The organism is Rhodoferax mekongensis (genome assembly GCF_032191775.1).
GTDB classification, from domain to species: Bacteria; Pseudomonadota; Gammaproteobacteria; order Burkholderiales; family Burkholderiaceae_C; genus Allorhodoferax; species Allorhodoferax mekongensis.
In genome coordinates this window covers 3,112,250-3,126,424 of the sequence record NZ_CP132507.1, presented here as the reverse complement: position 1 = coordinate 3,126,424, position 14,175 = coordinate 3,112,250, and the positions used below count along the sequence as shown (strand labels likewise).

Below are 14,175 nucleotides of genomic sequence, written 5' to 3'. Positions count from 1 at the left end.
GGGCTTAAGCAACGTGGTTCAGGGCAGGGGGGCGACGCGGGCTTCCAGCTCCAAAGCGCGCACCTTGTCGGCCGCGGCGTCGGCCTCGGCCAAGGTATCAAACGGACCCACCTGGACGCGGGTGCGGTTGCCTTTGGGGAAGCGGATCTCTTTGCTCACCACCGGCAGTTCCGCGTCCATGAGTTTGACCAGCGCATTGCGTGCGTTGTTGGCATCGCCAAACAGCCCCACATTCACCACGAAGCGACCGGCAGCCGGCGTTTCTTCAGGCGCGATCACAGCAGTGCGTAGTGTTGCTGGTGCCACGGGAGCTGACTGTCCCAGGGATGCAGCCACTTCGCGCGCGGCGGACTCCGCAGCGGCAGAGCGCAACGCCACCGGTGCCGGCCCGGGTGGTTTGGGGGCAGCTTTTTCACCGGAGGACTTGGCTGGCGCAGGGGCCGGGGCCGGGGCCGGGGCAGATGCTACGGCGGTTGGAGCAGGGCGTACGGGAGTCACGGCACTCGCGGAGGCCGCTGGCTTGTTCGCGACGGCAGGCGCAGATGCGGATACCGGGGCTTTTGCGGCTGTTGCAGAGGCTGCGGCAGCGGGCAATTTGGCCGGGGTCGATGCGGCGGGGTCGGGCGCACTGGCTGCAGTCTGCCCGGGCTTGGCTGCGGGTGAAGAAGCCGCTACGGTGGGCGGCTTCGCGGCAATGACAGCGGAACTGGTCCCAGGGGCTGCAGGAGTTGCGGTTGAGCTGGCCGGCGCCGCTGCAGATGACGCCAGCGAAGGTACCGAAGCAGAGGCTTTGGCGCTGTCCGCCGCCGTGGCGTCTACCGCCCGGCCGCTCGCCACATTGCGCCCTTCAGGTGCTGCACTTACCGCCACGGGCGTGCCCGCGGGCAGGGGCTCAAAGCCGGAAAACATGGCATACGACTGGGCAGCGATGGCGGCTACTGCCACGTTGCACGCGGCAATGATGATCAAACCTTTGCGGGTACTGGCCTGTTTGCTGAGTTGGGCGCAGGCCTCCGGCACGGTCTGATTTTTGGCGAGGGCGTTTTGCACCCGTTGGCGGGTGGCTAGGTAATAAAGCGCGTTGCCACCCAAGCCGGGCACAGCAAAGGCCAAGCCCACCAAAGCTGCCAGCAAGCCCCACTGGGTGCCTTCCGAAAACTGGAACACCAGTTTGCCGATGCCGAACAACAACAGGGCCAATGCCACGATGCTGCCGCTGTACACCAGGGCTGCATGCCAGAGTTGGCGGAACATCAGCCAGTTCAGGGTATTGAGCGCAGCAGCCCAGTTCCAACTCAGCCCCGGACGGTCTGCTGCCTCGAACCGCGTAAAGCGGGGCAGGTAGTAGCCGTTGCTGATGTCACCGATGGCCGCACGGTAGAGCGCGGTGGTGGAGTGCTCGTCCGTGTTGTCCAGTGCGGTGGTGGGGGCGGTGGCCATGGCTTATTTTGGCATGCCTGTCTGGGCTTGTACGGCTTGGGCCACGGCCTGTCCGAGATCAATGACCGCCATGGCGTAGTAGCTGCTCCAGTTGTAGCGGGTAATGACGTAAAAGTTCTCGGTGCCTGCCACATAGGTCGGGGGCTCGGCCCCGTTTTGCAGTTCGATCAGGGCCAGCAGGCCGGGGTGCGCCTGGCCTGCGGCATCCAGCACCACACCTTTGTCCTGCATGGTGGGGGGGCTGAAGGTGGGCACGATGTCCGGCGCCATCAAGGCCGCTTGGTCCAGGCGTGCCATGTCGAACTGCACCGGGTAGTGGGTGGGCATGCCCCGTTGCCACTTGAAGGCCTGGAAGTAATTGGCCACGGAGCCGATTACATCGGCCTGGCTGTGGAACAGGTCTACCCGGCTGTCCGCGTCAAAGTCGATACCGTACTTGGCCCAACTCGAGGGCATGAACTGTGGCCAGCCCATGGCGCCGGCGTAGCTGCCGCGCAGGGCCATGGGGTCGGTGCCGGTGCGTTGGGTGAGGCTGAGGTAGGCCTCAAGTTCGGTCAAAAAGTAGGCAGCCCGTGCAGCCTTGCGCGGGTGGGCGTCCGGAAAATCAAAACTCAGGGTGGTCAACGCGTCAATGACGCGGTAGTTGCCGAGTTGCTGGCCGTAAATGGTCTCGACACCGATGATGCCGACGATGATGCTGGCCGGTACACCTGTCTGGGCTTCTGCGCGGGCCAGCGTCTCTTGGTTGGCGAGCCAGAATTTGACGCCTGCCTTGATGCGGATGGGCTCCACGAAGCGGCTGCGGTAGAGGGCCCAGTTTTTGGGGGTGCCTACCGCAGGTGGCGTGATCGCCCGCACGATGGCCGGCACCATACGGGCCTTGGACAAGGTGGCGCGGACCCAGGCAGGGTCCAAGTTGCGGCGCTGGGCGATGTCGTCTGCCGCGCGCATGACGTCTTCCCTCTGGCCGTACGGCGTGCCCTCGGTGGCTGCTACTGCAGGCTTTGAAGTGGCTTTGGTTTTATGGTGTTTTTTGCCATTGGCGCCCATGGAATGTGCGCAAGCAGCTATCAAAATGAGAGCGGTCAGGATTTTTTTCAGGGACACAATAGAGTCTTGCAAAGGGTGGGTGCCGGTCTGCCGTCAGAGGCCGGCATTTGCATGGCAGTGTAGCCAGTGCCGAAGGGCTTGCGGGCACAATGCCAGCTTGTTGTGTTCATCGGGTAGCAGTTTTCATGCGTCTTTCCTCTCGCCTCTGTGTCGTCCTGGCCGGCAGTGCCTTTGTTATCACTGCAGGCGCCCTGGCGGTTCCCTGGTACAGCTCGCGCATGTTGGCGGCCGGCTTGCAGGAGCTGGCGCTCGAGCACTCCAAGGGCGACTTGCGCATCCGTAATCTGGCGCACGAGGCCGGTTGGTTCAATTCTTCTGGAGCGCTGGATCTGGAATGGCATAACCAATGTGCCGAAGACTCCCAGGGGCCGACCGTAGTGCATCTGGAGTACCGCGCCCGCCATGTGCCGGATTGGAAGGGCCTGACGCGCTTTGACTGGTCTGCAGCGCCGGCGGGCGAGGCAGCTACCGGTGTGCAACAACTGCTGCGCGGGGGCAAACTCACCGGAACCGGGCACGCGGGCTTCGATGGCACTTTCAGTACCGAGATGCAACTGCCTGAGCTGGCCATGGTGGCCAAGGGCGAAACTCTGCAGGTGACGCCCTCCGGCGGGCGCATGGAGCTTGGGAAAACGGCCTTGCGCTTTGACTGGGTCTTTGAACGCATGGCATTGCGCGGCATTGGCCATGCCCTGGAGGCGAAACACATCGCCCTGAGCCTGGATCTGAAAAACCGGACGGTAGGTACGGGCCGCGCGGCTTTGGACATTGAAAGCATGAGTACCACCGGCGTGACCCTGCAAGGCCTTCGCGTCAGCAGCGAAACGACCGAGCGCGGTGACCGGCTGGACTCCAGGGTTACCGAGTCGGTGCGCAGTGCGCAGTTGCTGGGGCAAAACCTCCAAGACCTGGTGCTGGAGGCCGAAGTCAAAGGCTTGCATACCGCCAGCGTGCAGACGCTGAGCAAAGTGTTCAGTGAGAGTTGCGGCCTGCAAAACGCGACGGCCGACGAGAAGCTGCAAATGCGCACTGCCCTGAAGAAGCTGCTGCTCGCCGGGTTCAGTGTGGGCATCCCCAAGCTGCAGGGCAGCGGCAACGAAGGCGGTCTGGATGGCAATCTGGTGCTGACCCTGGCCCCCGCGCAGGGCGACGAAGTGTTGCTCGCCAGCCAGCTCTCCAGCAGCGGGCGCATCCATATCAAGGGCAAGCTCATGCAGCCTGAGCAAAAGGCATTCGCCTTGTCCACCGGGTACGTGAATGAAGTACCTGATGGGGTGCAAGCCGGCTTTGAGTACGGCGGCGGCATCCTGAAAGTCAGCGGCAAAACGCTGGATAGCGCCATGGTGCAACTGGGTCTCCAGAAGCTGGATGCCTGGATCAAAGCGTTTCTGGCGGGTGAGAGTTTGGCACTGCCCGAGGAGGAGCTGCCCGCAGTGGCGCCTTCAGAAGCGCCTGCGGGTCCCCCCGCCGCACCGGCTTCCTGAGCCCTCAGGCCTGGAGCCAGCGCAGGGTGTTCAGTTCGCCGCGCAAGTTGCGCAAATCCGCGGCGTTGCCGTTCTGTTTGGCATAGCGCCAGGCTTCCAAGCGCATGAGCCAAGCGATAGCCTCGGGCGTGGCCCGCGCGTCACCCTGAAGCAAGTTCGCCAGTGCGCGTGGCGTCCCATCGTCCGGCACCGGCAGGCCCAGTGCACGCAGGCGCTGTCTTGCAGCTTGCAACAAGCGCAGCCAGGGGTCCTGGCGTTGCCGCTCCCACCAGTTCCAGCCAGCGCCCGCCAGGCTGGCCGTGACGATCAGGACTATCAGCACGGTGCTCAGGTCCTGCCAATCTGGCGCGCTGAAGCCGATGTTGCGCAGCAAATCCATTTGCTTGGCCTGGCTGTAGTTCAGCACCCACTGGTTCCAACGGTTGTTGGTGGCTTCCCAGATCGCGCGCAGGTTCACCGAGAAGCCGGGGCTCACGGTGTTGAGGGCTTGGGTAAACACATTGGGTTGGGGCTGCAAGCGGGTGTAGGTGCCTATACCCACCCGGCCCGGCGAGACGGCCGATGTCGGGTCCACCCGCACCCAGCCGCGGCCGGCCATCCAGACTTCAGCCCACGCGTGGGCATCGCTTTGCCGTACGGTCCAGAAACCATCCACAGTGTTGACCTGCCCGCCCTGGTAACCGGTGACTACACGGGCGGGTATATCCAAAGCGCGCATCAGGATGACAAAGCTCGACGCAATGTGTTCGCAAAAACCGGCCTTGCGGTCGAACCAGAACTCGTCGGACGTGTGGGTGCCATAGACACCCGGTTCTAGGGTGTATTCGTAGCCTCCTGTGCGCAGCTTGTTCATCACCGCCTCGACGAGGGTTTGGGCTCCGGCGGTTGCCAGCTCCGGCTGGCGGCGCAATTCAGCGGCGAGCTGCAAGGTACGTGGGTTGAAGCCCGGAGGGAGGTCCAGGAAGTCCTGCAGGCCCACGGCCAAGCGGTTGGGGCCGTGCCGGAAGTCAGGGTAGCTGGTGGCGCGGTAGCGCACCAGATCCGCAATCGGCTGGTCGGCTTGCCATTGCAGGTCGGGCCCCATGCTCACGCTATAGCCCACGATCTCGGGTGCCTGTGGTGTGGCGTCCAACACCATGAGCCACGGGCGGTTGTTAGCCGCCAGGGTGACTTGGTAGCTCACTGGGTTGCCGCGTACCGCGAGTTCGGGCTGCAGCTGGACGCGGGAGGGGAAAGCCGAGCGCAGGGGTTTCCATTCCCGCCCGTCAAAGGTGGAGAACACCGGGCCGCGGAAATACATTTGATCCTGGGGCGGCGGCGGGCCGTCAAACTTGATGCGCATGGCAATGCTGTCGTCCAATGCGAGGCTGGCAATCGTGCCTACCTGCATTTGGCCGGAGAGGCCGCTGCGCCCGCTCATCGCGTCGCCCGGCAAGCCCCACAGCGGAGCGATGCGGGGGAACAGCATGAACAGTGCCGCCATGATGGGGGCGCCGGCCAGCGCCATCCACCCCGCCATGCGTGCGGCTTGCATCAGGGGCGGGCGGCCGACCGGCATGTGGCTGTTGACCAGTGCCGTCAGCAGGCCCAGCAGGGCGATCACCATGGCCCCCGCAGTCAGCAGGCTTTGCGAGAAAAAGAAGTTGCTGAGTATGGTGAAAAAGCCCAGAAAGAAAATGACGAAGGCATCGCGCCTTGCACGCATCTCCAGGGTTTTGAGTGCCAGCAGCACCACGATGAAGGTGACCCCGGCATCCCGCCCGAGCAGGGTGCGGTAGCTGAACCAGGTGCCGGCCGTGGCCAGTGCCAACAAGGCCAGCAGCCACCAGCGCGAAGGCAGGGGGCGGCTGCCCCAGGCCAGCACGCCGCGCCACAGCAGCACGCCGCCTGCCATCGCGCTGCACCACCAGGGCAGACGGTCCAGTTGCGGCAGGATGACCCAGGCAATCACCCCCAACAGAAACAGGGTGTCGCGGGCCTCACGGGGCAGGGTTTGAAGGCGTTGCAGCATGGCGGTTGTCGGGGTTCGGTGGGCTCAGGCCAGCGCCAGGGCTTGCAAGCAGTTCTTCTGGTGGGCCGGGCCGCTATCGGGCGCCAACTCGTGCGAGCCCCAACGCAATCCGTAGCGCAGGCCACGGCTTTCGGCTTGCAGCACCCATGCACACAGGCGCGAGAGGGCCAGCTCTCGCACGCCACCGGCAGCGCGGTTGCGGAGCTGGTTTTCCACAGCGCCCAAGTCCAGCCACAGCTCCAGTCGCTGGGCTTGTTGGGCGTCGCGGCTGACCAGTTCGTCGCTCTTGGCGGCCTTCTTCCAGACCACGAGTTTGAGCGGGTCGCCCCGGCGGTAGGCGCGTACGCCATCGAACTCGCCGGTGGTGTGGCGCTGCGCGGTTTGGGCGCCGCCGCTGCGGGGCTCGCCCGGTGGCAAGGGGGGCGGGTTCAATTCCGGCGCGGGGTAAACCAGCACCTTGGAGGCCGGGCGCCACACGGTCCAGACCCGGAAGGTCCCTAGCGGAAAGCGGGTTTCTGCGGTCAAGGCAGGCAGGGGCTGCAGCCCACGCACCGTGGCGGGAAAGCTGATCTGCACCTTGGCGCTGCCTTGCGGGCCCACGTCGGTCCAGCTCCAGTGTCCGCTGCCCAGAACAGCCAGGCCTATGCCGTAACGGTTGCGTTTGGACGGGTTGTTGAGTTGTATGCCCAATGGCACGCTGGCGCCCGCAAAATGTGCGTCAGGTGCTATCAAATGCATAGTGAGACCGCTGAGCGTTCCGTGGCACACATGCACGCCGATGATGGCCGCCCCGGTCAGCATGAAGGTGAGCAGGTAGCCCAGATTAAGCTGGTAGTTGATGCTGGCCACCAGCAGCACCAGCAGCGTGAGCCCCAGCATGAACCCCGGCCGCGTGGGCAGGATGTACACATTGCGCTGGTTGAGGGTGGTGCTGTCCTTGAGTGGCAAGCGCGCCTGCCACCAGGCTTGAAAGCGCCGCCGCACAAGGGTGACCGGATTCCAAGTCAGGGCACCTGTGGAACCAGCTTCGCTGGGCCGCCGGGTGCGCCCCCCTGGGGGGGAGGCGCCAAGGGCGCTTAGTGGGGGGGCCATCAGGGCAGCGGAACTGCTTGCAACATCGCGCGCACCTGCTCTTCAGCACCGCGCCCCGCGTCACCCACCGGAATCAGCCGGTGCGCAATGGTTTGTGGCAGCACGGCCTGCACATCGTCGGGGGCCACGTAGTCCCGGCCGCTGATCAGGGCCTGGGCTTTGGCGGCTCGCAGCAACGCAATAACGGCGCGGGGCGACAGACCTTGCAGGAACCAGCGGCCGCTGCGGGTCGCGGTGATCAGGTCTTGCACATAGTCCAGCAGCGGGTCGGCGGCATGCACGGCTTGCACCGCCTGCTGCAGGCGATCGAGTTCGTCGCCTTGCAGCAGGCTGGGCAGGTGGTCCACCATGGCGCGGCGGTCCTCGCCTGCGAGCAGTGCGCGCTCAGCCGCACGGTCCGGGTAGCCCAGGGAGATGCGCATCAGAAAGCGGTCCAGCTGGGATTCGGGCAGCGCGTAGGTGCCGAGCTGGTCCAAGGGGTTTTGGGTGGCGATGACGAAGAAAGGGCGGGGCAGGGCGCGGGTTTCACCTTCGACGGTGACCTGCTTTTCTTCCATGGCTTCGAGCAAGGCACTTTGGGTCTTGGGGCTGGCGCGGTTGATTTCGTCCGCCAGCAACACCTGGGCAAACAGGGGGCCGGGGTGGAATACAAAAGCTTCTTTGCCGCGCTCATACACCGACACGCCGGTCAGATCGCTGGGCATCAGGTCGGAGGTGAACTGCACCCGCGAGAACTGCAGGCCGAAGGTGCGCGACAGCGCGTGGGCCAGGGTGGTTTTGCCTACACCGGGTACGTCGTCAATCAGCAGGTGACCACCGGCCAAGAGGCAGGCTACGCAGTCGCGGATCTGATCGGGTTTGCCCACAATCACCGTGTTAAGCTGGTTGAGCAGGGATCTGAGTTTGTCTTGGATGTCCATAAAGAGACCTTACCCGAAAATCAAAAAAGCCGAGACACAGGTGAAGAAGACCGGATACTTTACGCACCGCGATTGCCTCTTGCACGAGATGGGCCGCGGCCATCCGGAATGCCCCGAACGCTTGAGTGCGATCGACGACAGGCTGCTTGCCGCCGGCGTACTGGATGCGCTGGATCGCCGGGAGCCGCCACTGGCGCCGCTGGCTGACTTGGAGTTGGCCCACAGCCGCATGTACGTGGCCTCAGTCCGTGGACGCGCTGACGCCTTGCGCGACGATGTTGCGGCGGGTGGTCCGACCCATGCCCAGGTGGACCCCGATACCTCCATGAATATCCACACATGGGATGCGGCTTTGCGCGCGGCAGGTGCCGCATTGGCCGCCACCGACGCGGTCATGGCGGGGGAATTGGAGAATGCGTTTTGCTCGGTGCGCCCGCCCGGGCACCACGCCTGCAAAAGCGAAGGTATGGGCTTTTGCATTTTCAACAATGTGGCAGTGGCTGCGCGTTACGCGCTGGAGCGTCACGGTTTGCAGCGCGTGGCCATCGTGGACTTTGATGTGCACCACGGCAATGGCACAGAAAACATCGTCGCCGGCGACCAGCGCATATTGATGCTGGGTTTTTTCCAGCATCCGTTTTACCCCTACGGGGGCGCCCAGTCGCATGCCAGCAATCTGTTGAATGTGCCCGTGCCGGCCTATACCCGGCGCGATGCCATTCGGGACCTGGTGAAGGAACAGTGGCTGCCGCGCCTGGAGGCATATCGCCCGGAGATGATTTTTGTCAGCGCCGGCTTTGATGCCCACCGGGACGACGACCTCGGCCAGATGGGCTTGTTGGAAGACGACTACGCGTGGATGACGCGGCAGATCAAGGCGGTGGCGGACCGACATGCGCAGGGACGCATCGTTTCCTGCCTGGAGGGCGGGTATAACCTCGACGCCTTGGCGCGCAGCGTGGAAGCCCATGTGCGTGTGCTGGCAGATTTGTAATTGATATTTTGTGAAACCGATGGCTTCTTTGAAACACATTCCCGCACCCCAGCCGATTGATGACTTTGCCGGCTGGCTGGATGCATTTACCCAAGCGACAGTTTTGCTGGAGCTGGCGGCATTGGGCGTGAGCGTGCTTGCCGCCTGGGGGCTGGTGGCCGCGTTGCGCAAAGCGCTGGGGCAGCAGCAAGAGAAATCGATCTGGTTCGGCCGGCGGGTGATCGACGGGGTTTTGTTCCCCTTGGTGCTTTTGTGCCTGGGCTATGTGGCGCTGGAGCTGCTGAGCCACTTTGTAAACATCGCGGTGTTCCGGGTCGTGATACCGGTGTTGATCTCGCTGGTAGTGATCCGGGTGGGCGTCAAGGTGTTGCAGGCAACGTTTGCGGAGTCGACTTGGATCAAACCTTTGGAACAGACCATCTCATGGGTCGCCTGGATGGCCATGGTGCTGTGGGTGAGCGGCTTGTTGCCGGTCATCCTCAATGAGCTGGATTTGATCACCTGGAAGGTGGGCGGAACCACGCTGTCGGTGCGCAACATTCTCGAAGGCATGGTGACCGCGGGCGCGGTGCTCATCATCACGCTGTGGATTTCGGCCGGCATTGAATCCCGCCTGCTCCGCTCAGCCACCGGCGGCGAACTCTCGCTGCGCAAGGCGGCCAGCAATGCTGTTCGCGCGGTGCTGATGTTCGTGGGTTTGATGATGGCGCTCTCAGCCGTGGGCATTGATCTCACCGCTCTCTCGGTGCTGGGCGGGGCCGTCGGCGTGGGTATCGGTCTGGGCTTGCAGAAGCTGGCGGCCAACTATGTATCGGGCTTTGTGATTCTGACGGAGCGCAGCATGCGCATTGGTGATGTGGTGCGGGTCGACGGGTTTGAGGGGCAGATCACCCAGATCAACGCCCGTTACACCGTGGTGCGCAGCCAGACCGGGCGCGAGTCCATCGTGCCGAATGAAATGCTGATTACCCAGCGCGTGGAAAACCTCTCACTGGCAGACCCCAAGGTGAACCAGAGTGTGTCGGTGACCGTGGGCTATGACAGCCATGTGGAGCAGGTCATGGCCTTGCTGCTGGAGGCGGCACTGAGTCAGCCGCGCGTGTTGCGGGAGCCAGCACCGGCGGTGCAATTGGCCAACTTCGGGGCAGATGGGCTGGAGTTTTCTGTGGCTTACTGGATTGATGATCTGGAAAACGGGCAGGGCAATCTGCGTTCAGAAATCAACCTCGCCATACTCAAGACCCTGCGCGAGCACGGCATTGACATTCCCTACCCCCAACGGGTCGTGCATACCAAGGTGCATTGACGGTTTCTGAGTCCCCGCCCTAAAAGTTCGCGGGACAAGTCTGCACAGACCGGCGAGCCCCGCTATAATCGCAAAAAAGCACGGTCGTTCTATTTTATCTATTTCAGCTTGCCGGTTCCCGCCTTTCGCAGGGAGCAGGCAGTCCGGCATAGAATCTGATGATTGACGTGCACGTCAACTAAAACGACCAAATTTTTAACCATCTGGAGTCGCAGCAATGAAAGTCCTGGTACCCGTCAAACGTGTGGTGGACTACAACGTGAAGGTTCGCGTCAAGTCGGACAACACGGGTGTAGACATCGCCAACGTCAAGATGAGCATGAACCCCTTTGACGAGATCGCCGTGGAAGAAGCCGTGCGCCTCAAGGAAAAGGGCGTGGTCACGGAAGTGATCGCGGTGTCCTGCGGCGTGACCCAGTGCCAGGAAACCTTGCGTACCGCCATGGCCATTGGTGCCGACCGCGGCATCCTGGTGGAAACCACCGAAGAGCTGCAACCCTTGGCCGTGGCCAAGCTGCTCAAGGCGCTGGTCGACAAAGAGCAGCCCGGCCTCGTGATCCTGGGCAAGCAAGCCATTGACGACGATTGCAACCAGACCGGCCAGATGCTGGCAGCCCTGGCTGATTTGCCCCAGGCCACGTTTGCTTCCAAGGTGGAAGTGGTGGACGGCAAGGCCCACGTGACCCGTGAAGTGGACGGCGGCCTGGAAACCCTGGCCGTGACCCTGCCGGCCATCATTACCACCGACCTGCGCCTGAACGAGCCCCGCTACGTCACCTTGCCCAACATCATGAAGGCCAAGAAGAAGCAGCTCGACACCTTCAAGCCTGAAGACCTTGGCGTGAATGTGGCTCCCCGCATCAAGACTCTGAGCGTGGCTGAACCTGCCAAGCGCAGCGCCGGTATTAAGGTGCCCGATGTGGCGACCCTGGTGGACAAACTGAAGAATGTTGCAAAGGTAATCTGATCATGACCGCTCTTGTTATCGCCGAACACGACAACGCATCCATCAAGGGTGCCACCCTGAACACCGTGACTGCTGCCGCTCAAGCGGGTGGCGATGTGCACGTGCTGGTTGCCGGCAGCAATGCGGCTGCCGCTGCTGCTGCCGCTGCGCAAATCGCCGGTGTGTCCAAAGTGATCCATGCCGACACCGCAGCGTTCGAACATGGATTGGCCGAGAACGTGGCAGCGCAAGTGCTGGCCATCGCCGGTGCCTATAGCCACATCGTTTTCCCGGCTACTGCCTCCGGCAAGAACATCGCTCCCCGTGTGGCGGCCAAGCTGGATGTGGGCCAAGTGTCCGACATCACCAAAGTGGTGAGCGCCGACACTTTCGAGCGCCCCATTTATGCCGGCAACGCCATCGCCACGGTGCAAGCCACCGACGCCGTGAAAGTGCTGACCGTGCGCACCACCGGTTTCGACCCCGCAGCGGCCACTGGCGGCAGTGCAGCGGTGGAAACTGTGGCTGCTGCTGCCACCAGCGCTGCCGTGACTTTTGTGGGCTCTGAGATCGCCAAAAACGACCGTCCCGAGCTGACAGCTGCCAAGATCATCGTCTCCGGTGGGCGTGCTTTGGGCTCCTCTGAAAAGTTCACTGAAGTCATGACGCCCCTCGCTGACAAGCTGGGTGCGGCCTTGGGTGCATCCCGCGCCGCGGTGGACGCCGGTTACGCGCCCAACGACTGGCAAGTGGGCCAGACTGGCAAGATCGTGGCACCCCAGCTGTATGTGGCTTGCGGTATCAGCGGAGCCATCCAGCACTTGGCTGGCATGAAGGATTCCAAGGTCATCGTCGCCATTAACAAGGACCCTGAGGCCCCCATTTTTAGCGTGGCGGATTTCGGTCTGGAAGCCGACCTCTTCACTGCGGTGCCGGAACTGATTGCGGCACTCTGATGCCGGTCCGAAAAAGGGGCATCGCGCGCGGTGCCCTTTTTTTGGTCCAGCCCGTTACCTACCCTGTCTGTAACCCCCCACAATAACTGGAGACTCACCATGAGTTACGTCGCCCCCGTCAAGGACATGCTGTTCAATATTCAGCACCTGGCCAACATCGAACAGATCGCCCAACTGCCCGGCTTTGAAGATGCCGGCCTAGACACCGCCCAGGCCGTGCTGGAAGAATCCGCCAAATTCACCGAAGGCGTATTGGCGCCCTTGAACTGGGAAGGCGACAAAAACCCCTCCAGTCTGAAAGACGGCGTGGTCACCGCCACTCCGGGTTTCAAGGATGCGTTCAAGCAATTCACCGACGGTGGCTGGCAAGGCCTGCAGCACCCTACGGACTTCGGCGGTCAGGGCCTGCCCAAAACCATTGGTGCCGCCTGCGGCGAAATGGTCAACAGCGCCAACATGAGCTTTGCCTTGTGCCCTCTGTTGTCGGACGGTGCCATCGAGGCTTTGCTGACAGCCGGGTCTGATGAACTCAAAGCTACCTACCTCGAAAACCTGGTGAGCGGCAAATGGACAGGCACCATGAACCTGACCGAGCCCCAGGCAGGTTCCGATCTGGCCCTGGTGCGCAGCCGCGCTGAGCCTCAGCCGGACGGCACTTACAAAGTCTTCGGTACCAAAATCTTCATCACCTGGGGTGAGCACGATATGGCCGAGAACATCGTCCACCTGGTGCTGGCCCGTGTGAGCGGCGCTCCTGAGGGCGTCAAAGGCATCAGCCTGTTTGTGGTGCCCAAATTCATGGTGAACAAAGACGGGTCTTTGGGCGCCCGCAACGATGTGCATTGCGTCTCCATTGAGCACAAGATGGGCATCAAAGCCAGCCCGACTGCAGTGCTGCAGTACGGCGACAACGGTGGTGCCATTGGCTACCTTGTGGGCCAGGAAAACCGGGGGCTGGAGTACATGTTCATCATGATGAACGCGGCCCGCTATGGCGTGGGTGTGCAGGGCATTGCGATTGCCGAGCGCGCTTACCAGAAGGCGGTGCAATTCGCACGCGACCGCGTGCAAAGCCGCCCGGTGGATGGCTCTACACCCGGCAGCGCCCCCATCATTCACCACCCTGATGTGCGCCGCATGTTGATGACCATGCGCGCTTACACCGAAGGCTGCCGTGCCTTGGCCAGCGTGGCTGCCAGCGCCTACGACGCAGCGCACCACCACCCTGACACTGAGGCCCGCAAGCAGTACCAGGCCTTCTATGAGTTCATGGTGCCGCTGGTCAAAGGCTACAGCACCGAGATGAGCCTGGAAGTCACTTCGCTGGGTGTGCAGGTGCACGGCGGCATGGGATTCATCGAAGAAACCGGCGCAGCCCAGTACTACCGCGATGCCAAGATCCTCACCATTTACGAGGGCACCACGGCCATTCAGGCCAATGACCTGGTGGGGCGCAAGACCTCCCGCGACGGTGGCCAGATTGCCAAGGGTATCGCCGGCCAAGTGGAGGCGACCGAAGCCGATTTGCTGGCCAGCGGCTCCGCGCATGCCTTGGCTGTTGCCAAGCGCCTGAAGGCAGCACGTTTGGCGTTCATCGACGTGGTCGAATTCGTGGCTGGCAACACCAAGGCCAGTCCAAACGCCGTGTTCGCCGGCAGCGTGCCGTACCTCATGCTCGCAGGCAACTTGATGGCCGGCTGGCAACTGGCCCGATCGCTGTTGGTCGCCGAAAAGGCCATTGCTGCGGGTGAGGATGTGGCCTTCATGCAGGCCAAGATCACTACCGCACGCTTCTATGCCGACCACTTGTTGAGCAAGGCCGGTGGCCTGCGCGACAGCATTGTGGAAGGTGCCGACAGCGTCACCGCCTTGCCGCTCGACGCTTTCTGATGGGCTTGCCGGCGATGACGGCAAAG

At 62.9% G+C, this 14,175-nt stretch carries 11 protein-coding genes; 6 read left to right on the top strand and 5 right to left on the bottom strand.

The window, feature by feature from the left end; genetic code table 11:
• Positions 1-18 precede the first annotated feature (18 nt).
• Positions 19-1,440 (bottom strand): SPOR domain-containing protein, encoded by a 1,422-nt coding sequence (locus tag RAN89_RS14890; protein WP_313867031.1) that lies wholly within the window; start codon positions 1,438-1,440, stop codon positions 19-21.
• A 3-nt stretch (positions 1,441-1,443) separates the two neighbouring features.
• Positions 1,444-2,490, bottom strand: coding sequence for a lytic murein transglycosylase B (gene mltB, locus RAN89_RS14885; RefSeq protein ID WP_313879248.1), 1,047 nt, complete (start codon positions 2,488-2,490; stop codon positions 1,444-1,446).
• 185 nt (positions 2,491-2,675) lie between these two features.
• On the opposite strand from mltB, the gene RAN89_RS14880 reads away from it, so the two are divergent.
• Positions 2,676-4,034: a DUF945 family protein gene (locus RAN89_RS14880; RefSeq protein ID WP_313867030.1), complete on the top strand. Its 1,359-nt coding sequence runs from the start codon at positions 2,676-2,678 to the stop codon at positions 4,032-4,034.
• Positions 4,035-4,038: 4 nt separating this feature from the next.
• Here RAN89_RS14880 and RAN89_RS14875 read toward each other — a convergent pair whose 3' ends face one another.
• From RAN89_RS14875 to RAN89_RS14865, 3 genes are read right to left on the bottom strand one after another with little or no spacing between them, the layout of a single operon-like run.
• Positions 4,039-6,045 (bottom strand): transglutaminase TgpA family protein, encoded by a 2,007-nt coding sequence (locus tag RAN89_RS14875; RefSeq protein ID WP_313867029.1) that lies wholly within the window; start codon positions 6,043-6,045, stop codon positions 4,039-4,041.
• Between the two features lie 24 nt (positions 6,046-6,069).
• The gene (locus tag RAN89_RS14870; protein WP_313869409.1) at positions 6,070-7,140 is read right to left on the bottom strand and encodes a DUF58 domain-containing protein; all 1,071 of its coding nucleotides are present in this window, start codon (positions 7,138-7,140) and stop codon (positions 6,070-6,072) included.
• Positions 7,137-8,057, bottom strand: coding sequence for an AAA family ATPase (locus RAN89_RS14865; protein ID WP_313867028.1), 921 nt, complete (start codon positions 8,055-8,057; stop codon positions 7,137-7,139). The genes RAN89_RS14870 and RAN89_RS14865 overlap by 4 nt, the downstream gene beginning before the upstream one ends.
• A 40-nt stretch (positions 8,058-8,097) precedes the next feature.
• Here RAN89_RS14865 and RAN89_RS14860 point away from each other — a divergent pair, with 40 nt between their 5' ends.
• The 5 genes from RAN89_RS14860 (at position 8,098) to RAN89_RS14840 (ending at position 14,149) form a co-directional block, all read left to right on the top strand.
• Complete coding sequence (locus RAN89_RS14860) at positions 8,098-9,051, top strand: histone deacetylase family protein (protein WP_313867027.1); 954 nt, start codon at positions 8,098-8,100, stop codon at positions 9,049-9,051.
• A 19-nt stretch (positions 9,052-9,070) separates the two neighbouring features.
• On the top strand, positions 9,071-10,357 hold the full coding sequence (locus RAN89_RS14855; RefSeq protein ID WP_313867026.1) for a mechanosensitive ion channel family protein: 1,287 nt from the start codon (positions 9,071-9,073) through the stop codon (positions 10,355-10,357).
• A gap of 217 nt (positions 10,358-10,574) precedes the next feature.
• The gene (locus RAN89_RS14850) at positions 10,575-11,324 is read left to right on the top strand and encodes an electron transfer flavoprotein subunit beta/FixA family protein (RefSeq protein WP_313867025.1); all 750 of its coding nucleotides are present in this window, start codon (positions 10,575-10,577) and stop codon (positions 11,322-11,324) included.
• A gap of 2 nt (positions 11,325-11,326) precedes the next feature.
• Positions 11,327-12,259 (top strand): electron transfer flavoprotein subunit alpha/FixB family protein, encoded by a 933-nt coding sequence (locus tag RAN89_RS14845; protein ID WP_313867024.1) that lies wholly within the window; start codon positions 11,327-11,329, stop codon positions 12,257-12,259.
• A 99-nt stretch (positions 12,260-12,358) separates the two neighbouring features.
• The gene (locus tag RAN89_RS14840; RefSeq protein WP_313867023.1) at positions 12,359-14,149 is read left to right on the top strand and encodes an acyl-CoA dehydrogenase; all 1,791 of its coding nucleotides are present in this window, start codon (positions 12,359-12,361) and stop codon (positions 14,147-14,149) included.
• The last annotated feature ends 26 nt before the right edge of the window (positions 14,150-14,175 follow it).